The organism is Alterinioella nitratireducens, assembly GCF_013155465.1.
Taxonomy (GTDB): domain Bacteria; phylum Pseudomonadota; class Alphaproteobacteria; order Rhodobacterales; family Rhodobacteraceae; genus Alterinioella; species Alterinioella nitratireducens.
This window is the reverse complement of sequence record NZ_JABJVX010000003.1, coordinates 154,186-171,677: the sequence shown is the minus strand read 5'-3', so window position 1 is coordinate 171,677 and position 17,492 is coordinate 154,186. Positions and strand designations below refer to the sequence as shown.

At 65.6% G+C, this 17,492-nt stretch carries 14 protein-coding genes; 9 read left to right on the top strand and 5 right to left on the bottom strand.

Translation table 11 applies throughout. The features are described 5' to 3' along the window. Positions 1–2: 2 nt before the first annotated feature. The 4 genes from HNS34_RS06525 to HNS34_RS06510 all read left to right on the top strand — a co-directional run bounded on the left by HNS34_RS06525 (position 3) and on the right by HNS34_RS06510 (position 5,275). Entirely contained in the window at positions 3–425 is a 423-nt protein-coding gene (locus HNS34_RS06525; protein WP_172319243.1) for a PaaI family thioesterase, read from the top strand. Positions 426–537: 112 nt separating this feature from the next. Beyond that, a complete protein-coding gene (locus tag HNS34_RS06520) occupies positions 538–3,132 on the top strand; it encodes a penicillin-binding protein 1A (protein ID WP_172319242.1) in 2,595 nt (864 codons plus the stop codon). An 81-nt stretch (positions 3,133–3,213) separates the two neighbouring features. Next, positions 3,214–4,341 (top strand): peptide chain release factor 2, encoded by a 1,128-nt coding sequence (prfB, locus tag HNS34_RS06515; protein WP_172319241.1) that lies wholly within the window; start codon positions 3,214–3,216, stop codon positions 4,339–4,341. Between the two features lie 142 nt (positions 4,342–4,483). Beyond that, positions 4,484–5,275 (top strand): DUF2189 domain-containing protein, encoded by a 792-nt coding sequence (locus HNS34_RS06510; protein WP_235952641.1) that lies wholly within the window; start codon positions 4,484–4,486, stop codon positions 5,273–5,275. Positions 5,276–5,343: 68 nt separating this feature from the next. On the opposite strand, the gene HNS34_RS06505 is transcribed toward HNS34_RS06510, so the two are convergent. From HNS34_RS06505 to bcp, 4 genes are all read right to left on the bottom strand, one after another. Continuing rightward, complete coding sequence (locus tag HNS34_RS06505; protein WP_172319240.1) at positions 5,344–5,949, bottom strand: bactofilin family protein; 606 nt, start codon at positions 5,947–5,949, stop codon at positions 5,344–5,346. Continuing rightward, positions 5,939–7,261 carry a M23 family metallopeptidase gene (locus HNS34_RS06500; RefSeq protein WP_328700478.1) on the bottom strand — a complete coding sequence of 441 codons (1,323 nt, stop codon included), beginning with the start codon at positions 7,259–7,261 and terminating at the stop codon, positions 5,939–5,941. Before HNS34_RS06500 ends, HNS34_RS06505 begins: the two co-directional genes overlap by 11 nt. Positions 7,262–7,445: 184 nt before the next feature. Further along, a complete protein-coding gene (locus HNS34_RS06495) occupies positions 7,446–8,258 on the bottom strand; it encodes a ferritin-like domain-containing protein (protein WP_172319452.1) in 813 nt (270 codons plus the stop codon). A gap of 14 nt (positions 8,259–8,272) precedes the next feature. Next, entirely contained in the window at positions 8,273–8,734 is a 462-nt protein-coding gene (bcp, locus tag HNS34_RS06490) for a thioredoxin-dependent thiol peroxidase (RefSeq protein ID WP_172319239.1), read from the bottom strand. 122 nt (positions 8,735–8,856) lie between these two features. Between bcp and HNS34_RS06485 the strand changes: the two genes are divergently transcribed. The 5 genes from HNS34_RS06485 to lpdA all read left to right on the top strand — a co-directional run bounded on the left by HNS34_RS06485 (position 8,857) and on the right by lpdA (position 16,701). After that, positions 8,857–12,108: a YhdP family protein gene (locus HNS34_RS06485; RefSeq protein WP_172319238.1), complete on the top strand. Its 3,252-nt coding sequence runs from the start codon at positions 8,857–8,859 to the stop codon at positions 12,106–12,108. A 7-nt stretch (positions 12,109–12,115) separates the two neighbouring features. Further along, entirely contained in the window at positions 12,116–13,180 is a 1,065-nt protein-coding gene (gene queA, locus HNS34_RS06480; protein ID WP_172319237.1) for a tRNA preQ1(34) S-adenosylmethionine ribosyltransferase-isomerase QueA, read from the top strand. Positions 13,181–13,271: 91 nt separating this feature from the next. Next, positions 13,272–14,564 (top strand): MFS transporter, encoded by a 1,293-nt coding sequence (locus HNS34_RS06475; protein ID WP_172319236.1) that lies wholly within the window; start codon positions 13,272–13,274, stop codon positions 14,562–14,564. A 45-nt stretch (positions 14,565–14,609) separates the two neighbouring features. Further along, positions 14,610–15,191: a DUF924 family protein gene (locus tag HNS34_RS06470; RefSeq protein ID WP_172319235.1), complete on the top strand. Its 582-nt coding sequence runs from the start codon at positions 14,610–14,612 to the stop codon at positions 15,189–15,191. A gap of 115 nt (positions 15,192–15,306) precedes the next feature. Continuing rightward, positions 15,307–16,701 (top strand): dihydrolipoyl dehydrogenase, encoded by a 1,395-nt coding sequence (gene lpdA, locus HNS34_RS06465; protein WP_172319234.1) that lies wholly within the window; start codon positions 15,307–15,309, stop codon positions 16,699–16,701. Between the two features lie 65 nt (positions 16,702–16,766). Here the strand turns inward: lpdA and HNS34_RS06460 are convergent. Then, a partial coding sequence (locus HNS34_RS06460; protein ID WP_214647444.1) for a hypothetical protein occupies positions 16,767–17,492 on the bottom strand: 726 nt, incomplete at its 5' end.

Below are 17,492 nucleotides of genomic sequence, written 5' to 3'. Positions count from 1 at the left end.
CAATGGCAGTGGTGATGGACAAAGCGGCGCTTGAGGCGTTTCTGGTCTCGGAGTTTCCTCAGGTCTCGGACGATTACAGCATCGAGCGCGTCGAGGAGATGGCGCTCAGCGTCCGGCTCAGGGTTTCGGACCGTCACCTGCGCCCCGGCGGCACGATCTCGGGCCCGTCGATGTTCGCGCTGGCCGATGTCGGGGTCTACCTGGCGATTCTCGCCATGATCGGGCCGGTGGCGCTGGCCGTGACGACGAATATCTCGATGGATTTCATGCGCAAACCGGCGGCGGGGACGGACCTGATCGGCGATACACGCCTGTTGAAACTGGGCCGCCTGCTGGCCGTTGGCGATTGCCTGATCCGGTCGGAAGGCAGCGATGCGCCAGTGGCCCGCGCCTCGCTGACCTACGCGATTCCGCCGCAGGGCTAGGGCGCGCGCGCGTCCCGCGTCGCGGAAACCCGCCTTGGGGCGATCAGGGCTTTTGACCGCCCCGTGCTTCCCCCCTATATAGGACGCCCAAGCCCTTTCGAGTCGCGCGTTCATGATCCGATTTATCCTCTCCTTTCTCGGAGCGATTTTCAGCCTCATCACCAATGGTCTGGTGATGGGTGCCCTGATCATCGGCGGCGTCATATTCACATATGCCCGCGACCTGCCCGATCACGACACGCTGGCGCAATATTCGCCCGCCACGATCAGCCGCATCTATTCGGGTGAGGGCCAGATCATGGATGAATTTGCCGCCGAACGCCGCATCTTCGCGCCCTACGAGGAAATACCGGACGTCGTCGTTCACGCCTTCGTCAGCGCCGAGGACCGCAATTTCTTCGAACATCCCGGCTATGATCCCCGCGCCATTGCTGTTGCGATCATCGACGCGGTGCGATCGCGCGGACAGGACGTGCGCGGGGCCTCGACCATCACGCAACAGGTGGTCAAGAACTTCCTGCTGGACGGCTCGCGCCGGGTCGAGCGCAAGATCCGCGAGATCATCCTGGCCGCGCGCATCGAACAGACGCTCAGCAAGGAGCGGATCATGGAGCTGTACCTCAACGAGATCGAGTTGGGGCAGCGCAGCTTTGGCGTGGCAGCCGCCGCGCAGACCTATTTCAACGCCGACCTCAGTGAATTGCGCGCCGAACAGGCGGCCTATCTGGCGGCCTTGCCGCAATCGGGCGGCACCGCGCTGCACCCGGTGCGCAATTACGAGGACGCGATCATCCGCCGGAACTACGTGCTGCGCGAGATGTTCCAGAACGGCTACCTGTCGCGTGAAGAGATGGAAGTGGCCCAGGCCGCCCCGCTGGAGACCGTGCAGGGCGGTCATATCGAGCCCTTCCGCAGCCAATTGCCGCCGCGCAGCTATTTCACCGACGAGATCCGCCGCCAGTTGAGCCGCGATTACGGGCAGGATGAGTTCTTTACCGGCGGTTTCGCCGTGCGCGCGACAATGGACGAAAGCCTTCAGGCCGCCGCCGAGGTCGCGCTGCGCCGCGCCCTGGAGCGCTATGACCGCGATCAGGGCCTGTGGCGCGATCCGCTGGCCACCATCGACCCGTCCGAGCTTGAGGGCGGCGAAGAGGTCTGGCGCGCCGCGCTGGAGGAGGTGGAGTTCCCCCGCGATGTCGAGGGCTGGTACGCGGCGGTGGTGCTGGAGGTCGGCGCCACACATGCGCGGATCGGCATCGAGGGCGTCGAGGAGGACGAGGACGGCCACTGGATCCCGCCCGAGGATGTGACCTGGGCCCGCCCCGTCGATGCGGATGGCAACACCGGCAACCGCGCGCAGAATGCGGGCGACCTGCTTGAGGTGGGTGACGTGATCCATGTGCGCGCCATGACCAGCGACAGCGATGGCAGTTTCATCCGCTGGACCCTGCGCCAGATCCCCGAGGTGCAGGGCGGTTTCATGGCGATGGACGTGAATTCGGGCCGGGTGCTGGCGATGCAGGGGGGCTTCTCCTACCAGTATTCCAGCTTCAACCGCGCCACGCAGGCGACGCGGCAGCCGGGCTCCAGCTTCAAGCCCTTCGTCTATGCGGCGGCCCTCGACAGCGGCTACAGCCCCAACACCATCGTCATCGACGCGCCCATCGAGGTCGATACGGGCGAGGGCATCTGGCGGCCCACCAATGCCTCGAACCAGTTCTATGGCCCCGCGCCATTGCGCACGGGCATTGAACGGTCGCGCAACCTGATGACGGTTCGGCTGGCGCAGGATGTCGGCATGGATGTGGTCGCCAATTACGCCGAGCGCTTTGGCGTCTATGACGAGATGCAGCCCTATCTCGCCAATGCGCTTGGCAGCCAGGAGACCACGCTTTTCCGCATGGTCGCGGCCTATTCGATGTTCGCCAATGGCGGCGAGCGGGTTGAACCGACGCTGGTGGACCGCATCCAGGACCGCTTCGGCGGCACCGTCTACCGCCATGACCAACGCATCTGCCGCGATTGCGAGCTGGCCTCGCTCGATCCCGGTCAGGCGCCGACCATCGTGTCGAACCGCGAACAGGTGATGGATGCGATCACGGCCTATCAGCTGACCTCGATGATGCGCGGCGTGGTCGAACGTGGCACCGCTGCGGGCCGGGTCAACCTGGGCGTGCCCACGGCGGGCAAGACCGGCACTACCAACGATTCGCGCGACGTCTGGTTCGTGGGCTTCACCTCGACCATCGCGGCGGGCTGCTATATCGGCTATGACAACCCGCGCAGCCTGCACGGGGCCTCGGGCGGCGGCACCTGCGCCCCCGTGTTCCAGGAGTTCATGCAGCAGGCGGTCGAGGAATATGGCGGCGGTCCGTTCCGGGTGCCGCCGGGCGGCCAGTTCTACAATATCGACCGCTTTTCCGGCCAGCGCCTGCCCGATGGCGAAAGCGGCCCGAATGTGGTGGCGGAATATTTCCGCGAGGGCGAGGAACCGTTCTTCGGGATGCTGTCCATCGTCGATGGCGGCTTCGGCATGGGGTCGAACCTGCCGATGTTCAGCCCCGGCGATCCCAATGCGAATGGCGAGGTTGTCGATGGCGATCCGGTCCCGAGCGATGGCGGCACGGTCACGACCTCGACGGGCGGCACGGCACGGGTTCCGCTTGGCACCGGCTTTGGCGAGTTGACTTCGGGCGGGCTCTACTAGCCCGTTCCTGCCTGCTTGCAGCGGAGCAGGGGCTGGACTACATCCCTATCATCGCGAACCAACCAGCCGAGTGAGCAGACCATGCGGGCCGAAACCCAAAGCCATATCGAGAAAATCCGGAAATCTCTGGAGCTTCTGGGCCAGCGGATGGACCTGGAGACCGCGCCGCACCGGCTGGAGGAATTCAACGCCCGCGTCGAAGATCCGGACCTGTGGAACGACCCCGAAAAGGCGCAGAAACTGATGCGCGACCGGCAGATGCTGGTCGATCAGATGGGCACCTACAAGGCGATCGAGACCGGCCTCAACGACAATGCCGAACTGATCGAACTGGGCGAGATGGAGGGCGACGCCGAGGTCGTTGCCGAGGCCGAGGCCGCCCTGGCAGCCCTGGAGAAGACCGCCGCCAAGAAGGAGCTTGAGGCGCTGCTGGACGGCGAGGCCGACAGCAACGACACCTTCCTCGAAATCAACTCGGGCGCGGGTGGCACGGAAAGCTGCGATTGGGCCGCGATGCTGGCGCGGATGTATGTCCGGTGGGCCGAGAAGAAGGGCTACGAGGTCGAGCTCCAGGCCGAGAGCGCGGGCGAGGAGGCCGGGATCAAATCGGCCACCTACAAGATCAGCGGCCACAACGCCTATGGCTGGATGAAATCGGAAAGCGGCGTGCATCGGCTGGTCCGCATCTCGCCCTTCGATTCCGCCGCGAAGCGCCACACCTCGTTCACCTCGGTCAAGGTCTACCCGGTGGTGGACGACAATATCGAGATCGAGGTCAACCCGTCCGATATCCGCATCGACACCTACCGCTCCTCGGGCGCGGGCGGGCAGCATGTGAACACGACCGATTCCGCCGTGCGCATCACCCACGCCCCGACGGGCATTGTCGTCACCTCGTCGGAGAAATCGCAGCACCAGAACCGCGACATTGCCATGAAGGCGCTGAAATCGAAGCTCTACCAGATGGAGTTGGACAAGCGATCCGCGCTGGTCAACGAGGCGCATGAAAGCGCGGGTGACGCGGGGTGGGGCAACCAGATCCGCTCCTACGTGTTGCAGCCCTATCAGATGGTGAAGGATCTGCGCACGGGCTATGAGACCTCGGACACGTCCGGCGTGCTGGATGGCGACCTCGATGGGCTGATGGCGGCGACGCTGGCGATGGATGTCGCGGGCAAGAGCCGGGCCGACGCGCGGGCGGAGGATTGAGCGCGGCCAATTTCTGCTGAGAAATTGGCGAGAGTCTTGCAAGACTCTCCGCGCCCCAGCCCGCCCCGAAGCGGCAGAAACCCTTTGAACCCGGCCCTGTCGCTGCCTAGACTCTTCCCGGCAAGCCAGGGGAAGGATCACCATGCCAGACAGCACCACATCATTGCCCGCGGCCTCACAGGTTCCCGAGATCAATGATATGGACATGGGCGACATCGGCGCGGCCCTGCGTGCGGGCTGGCATGATTTTCGCCGCGCGCCCGCCATGGGCCTGTTCTTCGCGCTGATCTACGTGCTTGGCGGGTGGGCGCTCTACTTCTTCCTCGTGGTGACCGATCAGATCTGGTGGGCGATCCCGCTCACGGTGGGCTTTCCGCTGGCGGCCCCGTTCCTGGCGGTGGGGCTCTACGAGGTCTCGCACCGGCTGGAGCAGGACCGGACCTACACGATACGCGACATATTGGGGGTGGTCTGGCAACAGCGCTTGCGCCAATTGCCGCTGATGTCCTGGGTGATCATCGTCTATTTCCTGTTCTGGTCCTTCTTCGCCCATATGCTGTTCGCGCTCTTCATGGGGCCATCGGTGCTGATGAATGTCTCGACCTCCTATGCCTACCTGTTCCAGCCCGAAGGTCTGATGATGCTGCTGGTGGGCACGGGGTTCGGCGCGGTCTTCGCGCTGGTCCTGTTTTGCCTGACGGTGATCTCGCTGCCGCTGCTTCTGGACAAGGAGCTTGATTTCGTCACCGCGATGCTGACCAGCTTTGCCACCGTGCGGCGAAACCCGCGCGTGATGCTGGTCTGGGGCGTGGTGATCGCGGGCCTGACCTTCGCGGCGCTTCTGCCCGGCTTCCTGGGTCTTTTCGTGGTGCTGCCGGTTCTGGGCCATGCGTCATGGCATATCTACCGGCGGGCCTTGCGCGACACGCCCTGATCGCCGCGCAAGAAAAAACCCCCGGCGGTTGAGGCCGGGGGTGTCTGTGCCGCGGTATCGCGGGCCGCCTAGCTGTTGGCGTCGGCGGGCTTGTTCTGCTGCGCGCCGAAGGCGGGCTTGTTGGCCTGAGCCTGGCCACCCTGCTGGCCGGCATTGCCGCCAGCCGCCGCACCGGCGGGGCGCGATGCGGCGGGCTGTGCGCCGCTGCCGCCGGCAAGCGGGTCTTCCTGCCGCTGAACCGAGCCTTCGAAATGCGCGCCGCTTTCAATCGCGATGGTCTTGTGGACGATATCGCCCTCGACCTTGGCGGTGGCCGTCAGGCGGACCTTGAGGCCCCGCACCCGGCCGATCACGCGGCCATTGACGACGACGTCATCGGCGACGATCTCCCCCTCGATCGTGGCACCTTCGCCCACGGTCAGAAGATGGGCGCGGATGTCGCCCTGCACGTGACCCTCGACCTGGATGTCGCCGGTGGTGCGCAGGTTGCCCACGATGGTCAGATCGGTGCTGAGCGTGGAAACTGCGGGCTTGGGTTTGTTATTGCTGGTCAAGGGCATCGAGCTCCGTTCTTTGGAGGATTTGTCGGAGGATGCAGACGCGTCTGACGCCTGATCCGAGGAGCCGCCGGCCTGTTTCGGCCCCGGCTCGTTGATCTTTGATTTAGAAAACATCTCTACCTGCCGTGAGGAAGTTCATCGGGTTGAGTGGTGTGTCATTGCGGCGGATCTCATAATGCACATGAGATCCGGTCGACCGTCCTGTATTGCCCATATCACCGATTCTGTCCCCGCGCGAGACCCTTTGCCCCGCGGACACCCCGATGCGCGACATATGGGCATATCGAGTCTCGAACCCCATCGGGTGTTCGATGGTGACCAGCAATCCGTAACCGCTCTGGCGCCCCGCAAAGGAGATGATGCCATCGCCGGTGGCGTATAGCGGCGTGCCGACCGGCCCGGCCATGTCGACGCCGTTATGCGGGCGGCCATTGCGCATCCCGAAACCCGAGGTCTGGGTGTAACGGGCCAGGACAGGCATCGAGAAGGGCAGTTGTTCTGCCGCCATCCGGCGCAGGTTGATCGTGTCGAGCTCCGCCAGAAGCTCGTTGGCGCGCAAGGACACGGGGTCAGGCTCCTCGCCGCGCGAGGACATGGTGATCGGCATCAGCGGCCCGCCCTGGCCCTGGTAGCCGGCGCGCACGCGGTTGACCAGTTCGTCGGTCGAGAGGCCGGCGGCGCTGAACATGGCGTCCAGCGGCTCCATCGAGACCTGCACGGCCTCCTCCAGCTGGGTGAAGATGCGTTCGTTGCGTTCCTCGGCGAGGGCGGCGGCGAATTGCAGCTCGTCGACCTCCTCGCGGGCGGCCTCGGCGATCTCGAAGGCATCGTCGCGCTCATCGGCGGCGTCGCGCAGGGCCGCGGCAAGGTAGTCCAGTGTCTGCTCCATGTCGCGCAGGCGTCCGGCGGTGGTCTGGCTCGATCCTGTCTCGGCCTCGATCTCGGCCAGGATCTCGGCGGCCTGCGTGCGCGCCTCGTCGCGTTCGACCATCACCCGGCGCAGCGTGGTCTGGATGACCTCGACCGCCGTTTCCAGTTCGCGGCGACGTTCCTCCGAGGCCAGCAGGCGCGACTGCATGTCGGACACTTCGGACATGGCGACCGAGAACCGGGTCTGGCTGGCGCGCGCCTCGGCGGCGCGGATGTCGCGTTCCTCGGACATCTGGTTCAGGCGGGCCTGGTAGGCCTCCTGCGCGCGATCCGCCTGGTCGCGGACGCCGCCCGCGCTGATCGCGTCGATAAGGAAGATCGCGGTGACGATCACGGTCCAGCCGACGAACAGCGAGGATCCCCCAATCATGATCGCCTGTGTCATCGGCCGCAGCCGGACATAGCGCATCCCCTGATCGGATTTCAGAAACAGCCGCTGTTCCGGCAGGAATTTTTCGATTGCCGCGCCCATGCGACTGGTCAGGCTCAATTTCACGTCTGGTTGCCCCGTTACCCTCTCCATCGCCGAAACCTTCCTGTCCCCATACAAGGTATCGACGTCAACCGCTTAGGCCAAAAGGGCCGCCGGTCTCAAACCTTTTTATGCCACACCCACGGTAAATCGCGATTTTGTCCAGAATTGGGCAAATTTCCGCCCAAATTCACCGGCGATTCGCTGCCTATCCGGCTGGGTTCCCTTGCGTCAACGGCCAATAGAAGTCCGGCGGGATACCGGCCTCGGCGCGTTTCTCCTCGTTGAAGGGCGGTTTCAGGGCACCGTGGAAGTAGCGTTTGACGAGGGCGTGAAACGCCTCTTTCGGGTCGATGTCTTCGCGTCCGCACAGGAAATGGAACCACTTGGAGCCGTAGGCGACATGGTGAACCTCCTCCGCATAGATCACCTCCAGCGCCGCCACCGCCTTCTGCGCGGCAGGATCGTGGGCCTTGCGGAAGATCTCGATCATGCCGGGCGTCACGTCGAGGCCGCGCGCCTCCAGCACCATCGGCACCACGGCCAGCCGCCCCAAGACGTCCCGGCCCGTGTCCTGCGCCGCGCGCCACATGCCCAGATGGGCGGGCAGGTCGCCGTAGAAGCTGCCCATCTCGGCCAGGCAGTCCTCGATCAGCTGGAAATGCCTGGCCTCCTCATCGGCGGATTTGACCCAGTCGTCGTAGAAGCCCATCGGCATCGGGATATGTCCGAAGCGCGCGATGATGTCCCAATGCAGGTCGACCGCGTTCAGCTCGATATGGCCGACAGCATGGAGCAGCGCCTTGCGCCCCTCGGGCGTTCCCGGTTTGCGGCGCGGCACGTCGCGCGGCGACAGGAGGTCCGGTTTCGCGGGGCGGGCAGGGATGTCGGGCGGGGTGGCGGTGCCGATCTCGATCGGCGCGGCCTCGCCCCGGCGCGCGGCGAACCAGTCGGCGGCCAGACGGCGGCTGAGCGTGGTCTTCTCGCGCGCATCCGCCGTTTCCAGCACCGCACAGGCCATTTCGGTCAGCGTCGTCACAGCGCCCGCGCCGCCTCCAGCACCTCGGCCGCATGTCCCGCCACCTTGACCTTGGGCCAGACGCGGGCAACCCGCCCCTCGCCGTCGATCAGGAATGTCGCGCGCTGAATGCCCATCGAGGTCTTGCCATACATGTTCTTCTCGACCCAGGTGCCATACTCCTCGCAGACCGAGCCTTCGGCATCCGACAGGAGCGCCACGCCGAGGTTGCGCTTGTCGATGAATTTCGCGTGTTTGGCGACAGTATCCTTCGAGACGCCAAGGACGGCGATCCCGGCAGTTTCGAAATCGTCCTTGAGGGCGGTGAAATCCTGCGCCTCGGTGGTGCAGCCCGGCGTGTCGTCGCGCGGGTAGAAATAGAGCACCACCTTGCCGGGGCGAAAGCCGGACAGGGTGACGGGGCTGCCATCCTCGCGCGGCAGGGTGAAATCGGGGGCGATGTCTCCGGTCTCGATCATCTGTGTCGGCTCCTTTGCGCTCTGATCACCGGGTCTTTACGTCCCGGCGTTTGCAAGCTAGGGCAAATGCCGCCAGAATAAAGCCCGAAAAACCAAAGGCACACGAGCCCCGGCGCACCCCGATGACAGAGCCCTCCACCGACCCGCAGCCGAAACGGCGCTGGCGTGCCTTGCGCTGGCCTCTGAGGGGCGTCTACCTGCTGGTGATCCTCGCCATCGCCTCGCTGGCGGTGCTGGCCTATCCGCCGGGCGGGCGCGACATTTCGCTGCCCGATTGGGCCCGCGCCCGGATCGAGGCGCGCATGGATGCGGCGATGCCCGGCGGCAATGTCACCGTCGGCGCGGTCGGGATCCGCCTCTCGCGCGAGAGGATGCTGCCCCAGATCCGGTTCCGTGATGTCGCGCTGACCAGCGATGGCCAGCAGCGCATCGTGTTGCCGCAGCTCAGCATCTCGGTCGATCCGCGCGCCGTTCTGTCGGGCACGGTCCGCCCGCGCCATGTCCGGGTGGCGGGCGCCGGCCTGCGGCTGGTGCGCAGCAATGATGGCTCGCTCGACCTGGCCTTTGCGGGGGGCGGCAGCGATACCGCGCGCGATTTGGCCGAGACGCTGAGGGGAATCGACGCGATGTTCTCGCAGCCCGTCTTTTCGCGGCTTGAGACGGTGACGGCCGAGGATGCCGACCTAGTGATCGAGAACGCGGGCACCGGCGACCGGCTGGAGGTGGCGGGGGCGGACCTGACGCTGATCCCGATGCAAGATGCGCTGACGCTGGCCGTTGGCGGCACGATCGAGGGCGGGCGCGCCGGGCGGCTGGATCTCAGCTTTACACGATGGGCCGCGCGCGGTGAGACCGAGATCGTCGCCTTTTTCGAGAACCTGCAAGCCCGCGATGTGGCCTCGGTGAGCGATGCGCTGGCCTGGCTCGACTTGATCGAGGCGGGGCTGAGCGGCCAGATGTCGACCGTGATCCGCGATGATACCACGCTGGATCGCCTGACCGGCAGCTTGCAGGTCGGCGCGGGCCTTCTGCGCCCCGGCCCGGATGTGACGCCGATCGCGCTGGAGGGCCTGGACCTGTCCTTTGACTACGACGCCGCCACGCGCCGGTTGCAGGTCGAGGAGCTGGACGTCGCCTCGCGGCTCTTCAGCGCGCGCATCGTCGGCCATGCCGATCTGCTGGACGGGCCGGTCTACGTGGCGCAGTTCCAGCTGGAGGATATCCGCTCCGCGGCCCCCGGCCTGCTGGAAAACCCGATCCGGTTCGAGGGCGGCGCGCTGGATATGCGGGTGCAGCTTCTGCCCGCTCTGCGCGTCGATCTGGGGCAGGCGGTGCTCTTCGATGACGGTCTGCATCTGAGTGCGCGCGGGCAGGTCGCGGTCGAGGAGGGCGGTGTCGCGATCCGGCTGGATGCGTCCAGCCCGCGGGTCGAGGCACGCCAGATCCTGCCGCTCTGGCCGCTCGTGTCGATCCCGAACACGCGCGACTGGCTGGAACAGAACCTTCTGGGCGGCACCATCTCGAACCTCAATGCCGGTCTGCGCCTCGCGCCCGGGACCGAGCCGCGCTATGCCGTGACCTTCGATTTCGAAGATGCCCGCGTGCGCGCCCTGCGCGCGATGGCCCCGGTCGAGGACGGGCGCGGCTATGTGGAGATGTCGGATAACGCGATGACGCTGGCGCTGCATGGCGGCCATGTCACCGCCCCCGATGGCGGGCGGCTGGACCTTGCGGGCTCGACCATGCGCATCGCCGATACCCGCGTGGCCCAGGCCGATACGCATTTCGACCTGTCGGTCGCGGGCAGCGTGCCGTCCGCCCTGACCCTTATCGCGGCAGAGCCCCTGACCCTACTGGACCGGTTCGACTATGATCCCGCCACCGTCGCGACCGGCGATGTCGCGCTCGAGGTGGCGCTGAATTTCCGGATGCAGCAAAGGATCACCCCCGCCGACGTCAATTTCCGCATTGGCGGCAGCCTGATGGATGTCCGATCGGATCAACTGGTCGAGGGGCGGGTGCTGCGGGCCGAGCGTCTGGAGATCGAGGCGGGGAACACGCGATTGGAGATCGGCGGCCCCGCGCGGCTGGACAATCTGCGCACCGACGCCACCTGGTCGCGCGCGCTCGGGGCCAATACGACGACCGCCAGCCGGGTGCAGGGCAGGGCGACGCTGTCCCCCGCCGCGCTGGCCGATTTCGGGGTGATCCTGCCAGACGGCATGCTGCGCGGGCAGGGACCGGCCGAGTTCACGCTGGACCTCAGCCCCGATGCGCCGCCCGCCCTGTCGCTGCGGTCCGACCTTGCCGGGATCGGCCTGGCCATTCCGGCGCTTGGCTGGCAACTGCCCGAAGCGGCGACCGGGCAATTGCGCGCCGAGATGACGCTTGGTCCCGAACCGGAGGTGCCGGTTCTGGCGATCAGCGGCGCGGGGCTTGAGATGCGCGGCGCGGTCACATTGCAGGGCACGCAGTTCTCGCAGCTCAGCCTTGACGAGTTTCACATCGGGGACTGGATGGATGTGACCGGCGGGCTGACCCTGCGCGACAACCGCCCCCTGGTGCGCATCACCGGCGGAACGGTCGATCTGCGCGGCCTGCCGCAAAGCTCGGGCGGGAGCGCGACCACAAGCCTGCCGATCGAGATGCTGCTGGACCGCCTGACGGTAACCGACAGCATCTACCTGACCGACCTCAGCGCCAGCATCGGCGGCAGCCCGGTCAGCGGCGATTTCCGGGGCCGGGTCGGGGGGCAGGCCGGCGTCGTCGGCTCGATCCTGGCCGAGACCAACGGCATGTCGCTGCGCCTGCGCGCCGAGGATGGCGGCGCGGTGCTGCGCGCGGCGGGGATCTACTCCAATGCCTATGGCGGCGCGCTGGACCTCATCCTGCGCCCGCATCCGGGGCAGGGCAACTATGCGGGCTTGCTGACCATCGACAACCCGCGCCTGCGCGACGCGCCCGCGATTGCGGAGCTTCTGAACCTCGTCTCGGTCGTGGGCCTGCTGGAGCAGATGGCCTCGGGCGAGGGCATCGCGCTTGGCGAGGTGCGCGCCGATTTCCGCATCAGCCCCCGCGCGATCACGGTCGTCGAGGGCACCGCCGTCGGCCCGTCGATGGGCCTGTCGCTGGACGGCGTCTATGACACCGCCACCGACCGGGTCGATTTCCAGGGCGTGGTGTCGCCCTTCTATGTGGTCAACGGGCTGGTCGGCGCGCTCTTTGCGACGCGGCGCGAGGGGCTTTTCGGTTTCACCTATCGCATGACAGGACCGGCTGATAACAGCACCGTCACCGTCAATCCGCTCTCTGTTTTCACGCCCGGCATCTTCCGCGAGATCTTTCGCAGCCCGCCGCCCCAAACCGCACAGTAGCCGCGCCATGAACCTCTCCGATTTCGATTTCGACCTGCCCGAGCACCTGATCGCGACGCGGCCCGCGCGCCCGCGCTCCTCGGCGCGCCTGCTGGTGGCGGATGGCGACACCACCCGCGACCTTCATGTGCGCGACCTGCCCGATCTGTTGCGCGCGGGCGACCGGCTGATCCTGAACGACACTAAGGTGATCCCCGCGCGCCTGACCGGACAGCGCTGGCGTGACAGTGCTCAAGGCCGTGTGGCCGCGAAGATCGAGGTGACGCTGCTGGAGCCGGGGCCGGACGGCACCTGGTCCGCGCTGGCCAAGCCGATGCGCAAGCTGAAACCTGGCGAGAGCGTCGGCTTTCCCGGCGGCTTGTCGGCGGACGTCGTGGCGCTGGAGGGTGGCCTGCGCCTGCGCTTCAACCTTGCGGGCGACGATTTCAACGCGGCCTTGAACGCGGCGGGGGCCATGCCGTTGCCGCCCTATATCGCCGCGCGCCGCCCCGCCGACGAGCGCGACCGCGAGGATTACCAGACCGTCTGGGCACGCAACAAGGGTGCGGTCGCGGCCCCGACCGCATCGCTGCATTTCGACGACGCGCTCCTCGCTACGCTCCTCGCCCGTGGCATCAGTTTCACCCATGTCACGCTGCATGTCGGCGCGGGCACCTTCCTGCCGGTCACGGTCGAGGATGTGACGACACACAAGATGCACGCAGAATGGGGCGAGATCAGCGACCAGGCGGCGCAGGAGATTGCCGCCACGAAAGCCGCTGGCGGGCGCATCATCCCCGTCGGCACCACGGCATTGCGGCTGATCGAGACGGCGGCGCGGGAAACGGGCCAGATCACGCCCTGGCAGGGTGAGACCGACATCTTCATCTATCCCGGCTTCCGCTTCAACGTCACCGACGCGCTGATGACCAACTTTCACCTGCCTAAATCGACGCTGATGATGCTGGTCTCGGCACTGATGGGGGTGGATCGCATCCGCGCCCTCTATGCCCATGCCGTGGCCGGGGGCTATCGCTTTTTCTCCTATGGCGACGCCTCGCTGCTTATTCCGCAATCTGCCGCAAACGATTGAAAACCGGGCGGTATCGGGTCGCAATGGGGCAAGATTCGCGGTACGGGGCTGTCATAGTGAACATGCGGACGGGAAAGGCGGGAGCCACGCCATGAAACAGGTCATCGCCAGCGCATGGGCCATTCTGTTGGGCCTCATGCTGCTTCAGGTCGGCAACTCGCTGCAGGGCTCGCTGATGGGGATTCGCGGCGGCATCGAGGGGTTCTCGACCTTCCAGCTGTCGCTCATCGCCTCGGCCTATTTCCTGGGCTTCCTGGGCGGGTCGCGCATGGCCCCCCTGATGATCCAGCGGGTGGGCCATGTGCGTGTCTTCGCCGCCCTCGGCTCGTTTATCTCGGCGGCCCTGATCCTCTATCCCGTGGTCCCCGACCCCTACTTCTGGATGGCGCTGCGGGTGATCATCGGCTTTTCGCTCTCGGGCGTCTATGTGACCGCCGAGAGCTGGCTCAACAACTCGGCCACCAACGAGACCCGTGGTCAGGCATTGTCGGCCTATATGCTGTGCCAGATGATCGGCCTTGTCCTGGGGCAGGGGATGCTGAATTTCGGCGATCCCGGCGGGTATATCCTCTTCATCATCCCTTCGGTGCTGGTCTCGCTCTCCTTCGCGCCAATCTTGCTGGCGGTGGCCCCCACACCGGCCTTCGAGACCGTCAAGCCGATGAGCCTTGCCGCGCTCTACACCCGCTCGCCCACCGGCTTCGTTGGCATGTTCCTGCTTGGCTTCGTCTTTTCGGCGCAGTTCGGCATGACGGCTGTCTACGGCTCCGAGGTGGGACTGAGCGTGCGCGACATCGCGATCCTGGTATCGGCCTTCTTCGTGGGCGCGATCGTGCTGCAATACCCCATCGGCTGGCTGTCCGACCGGATGGACCGTCGCAGGCTGATCACCGGCGTGGCCGCGGTCGCGGCGCTGGCCTCGGGGCTCGGTTACCTGTTCGGCGAGGTCTTCGAGATCCTGATCCTCTCGGCGCTTCTGGCCGGCGGGCTGGCGCAGCCGCTCTATGCGCTGCTGATCGCCTATACCAACGATTACCTGGACCCCGACGAGATGGCGGCGGCCTCGGGCGGGCTGATCTTCATCAACGGGCTTGGCGCGATTTCGGGCCCGCCCCTGGTGGCCTGGCTGATGGGCGCGGTGGGGCCCGCGGGGTTCTGGTTGTTCCTGGCCCTCGTTTTGGCCGCAATTGCCCTGTATTGTCTCTATCGCATGACGGTGCGGCCCTCGGCCTATGCAGTTGAAGCCGGGGATTACGACGCCGTTCCCTATGCACAGGTCTTGCCGACCGCGACGCCCTATGCTGTCGTGACCGCGCAGGAGCTTTACGCCGAGGCCGCCGAGGACATGGCCGAGGCGCAGGCCGGCGACAACCCGCCGGGCTGAACCGGCACCGAGGGGCAGGAGACATAAAAAGGAGGCATAAGGCCCATGTCACATATTTCCGAAGACATCTTGCGATTCTGGCTGGACGAGACCGGCCCGCAGAAATGGTATTCCAGCGACGAGGCGTTCGACGCCCTGATCCGCGACCGCTTCCTCGAGCTGTGGCGCGACGCGCGCGACGGCAAGCTGGCCGATTGGGCCGGACATCCGCGCAAGGCGCTGGCTTTGATCATCTTGCTGGACCAGTTTCCGCGCAACATGTTCCGTGGCGATGCCCGCGCCTTCGCCACCGATCAGCGCGCCAAGTCGGTGGCCTGCTCGGCGCTCAAACACGGGTGGGACATGCGGTTCGACGAACCCGCGCGGCAGTTCTTCTACATGCCCTTCATGCATTCCGAGTCGCTGACCGACCAGGACCATTCCGTGCGCCTGATGTGCCAGAAGATGGAGGAGGGCCGCGAGGGCAGCCTGCTGCACGCCCGCGTTCACCGCGAGATCATCCGCAAATACGGGCGGTTTCCCTATAGGAATGATGCGCTCGGTCGGAAAAGCACGTCGCAGGAAAAGTCCTTTCTCACGGATGGCGGCTATGCCAAGATACTGAACGAGATGCAGAAGGCGGCGTGAGACTCGCGGGGGTTTAATGACTAAACTATAGTCACGGCCGACCGCGCCAAACTTCCTTGCGCCGCACTGTAGAATGGTTTAGGGCTAAACTAATTCTGGCGGAGGGACTGGACTCATGGCGGCACAATCTTTCGATACCATCGTAATCGGCGCAGGTCCGGGTGGCTATGTCGCGGCGATCCGCGCCGCCCAACTGGGTCAGAAGGTCTGCATCGTCGAGCGCGAGCATATGGGGGGCATCTGCCTCAACTGGGGCTGTATCCCGACCAAGGCGCTGCTGCGCTCCTCCGAGGTCTTCCATCTCATGCACCGCGCCAAGGAATTCGGGCTGAAGGCCGACAATATCGGCTATGATCTCGACGCCGTGATCAAACGTTCGCGCGGGGTGGCAAAACAGCTTTCCTCGGGCATCGGCCACCTGATGAAGAAGAACAAGATCACCACCGTGATGGGCTCGGCCACGATCCCCGCCAAGGGCAAGGTCTCGGTTGAGACCGACAATGGCAAGGAGGAGCTTGCAGCCAGGAACATCATCATCGCGACAGGTGCCCGCGCCCGCGAATTGCCGGGGCTGGAGGCCGATGGCAAGCGCGTCTGGACCTACAAGGCCGCCCTGCAACCGCCGCATATGCCCAAGAAACTGCTTGTCATCGGCTCGGGCGCGATCGGCATCGAATTCGCCAGCTTCTACAACACGCTCGGGGCCGACACGACGGTGGTCGAGGTGATGGACCGGGTGCTGCCGGTCGAGGATGAGGAAATCTCGAAATTCGCCAGGAAGGCGTTCGAGAAGCAGGGGATGAAGATCCTGCAAAAGGGCATGGTCAAGCAGCTTGACCGCGCCAAGGACAAGGTGACCGCCCATATCGAGATGGGTGGCAAACTGGAGAAGCACGAGTTTGACACCGTGATCTCCGCTGTCGGCATCGTCGGCAACACGGAAGGCCTGGGGCTGGAAGCGCTCGGCATCAAGGTCGACCGCACCCATATCGTGACAGATGAATATTGCCGCACCGGCATCGACGGCATCTACGCCATCGGCGATATCGCGGGCGCGCCGTGGCTGGCGCATAAGGCAAGCCATGAGGGCGTGATGGTGGCCGAACTGATCTCGGGCGGGCACCCGCATCCGATCAAGCCCAACTCCATCGCGGGCTGCACCTATTGCCACCCGCAGGTCGCCAGCGTCGGCCTGACCGAGGCCAAGGCGAAAGAGGCGGGATACAAGGTCAAGATCGGGCGGTTCCCCTTCATCGGCAACGGCAAGGCGATTGCCCTGGGTGAGGCCGAGGGGCTGGTCAAGACCGTCTTCGACGAGAAGACCGGAGAGCTTCTGGGTGCCCACATGATCGGCGCGGAAGTGACCGAGCTGATCCAGGGCTATGTCGTCGGCCAGACGCTGGAGACCACCGAGGAAGACCTGATGAACACCGTCTTCCCGCACCCCACGCTGTCCGAGATGATGCACGAGGCCGTGCTGGATGCCTACGGGCGCGTCATCCACATGTGACCGGCATCCGCTGACCCAGGAACAGGGCCGGTCGCAACATGCGGACCGGCCTTGTGCTTTGCCCTCTACTCCGCCGTCACCGTGATCGCCACCCGCGTCAGGATGCGGCGATCCTGCCCCAGGTAATAGCGCAGTTCGTAAGTGCCGGGCTCGCTCGGCATCTGGATCGACGAGGGGCTGCCATTGCGGGCATAGGCGTAGTCCTGGTAGCGCGAGTCGTCGCCAGGCTCACCGATGGCGACAAAGTCGTTTTGATAGGCCGGACCCTGCCAGCCGACCTGGATCGTTTCATCGACCGAGGCGGTGGCGGGCGCGTCGAGAGAGGCGAAGACTTCCGTTACCACGATTTCACGTCGGGTGATGATGGTCCGGTCCTGGTTGACGTAATAGCGCAGCTCATAGGTGCCGGGTTCGGTCGGCATCTCGACCGCCGCCGGACTGCCATCGCGGGTATAGGTGTAGTTCTCGTACCCGGTCGGATCGTCGGTGGCGGAGACGGCGACAAAGTCGTTCCGGTAATCCGGCCCGGACCACGCAACCTGCACCGTCGATCCGGCCTCGGCTGTGGCAGGCGCGTCCAATGTTGCGCCAACGGCGGTGACCTGGATCGGCTGGCTGGCGATGATGGTCCGGTCCTGGTTGACGTAATAGCGCAGCTCGTACTCGCCCGGTTCGGTCGGCATCTGCACCGCTGCCGGACTGCCATCGCGGGTGTAGGTGTAGTTCTCGTACCCGGTCGGATCGTCGGTGGCGGAGACGGCGACAAAGTCGTTCCGGTAATCCGGCCCGGA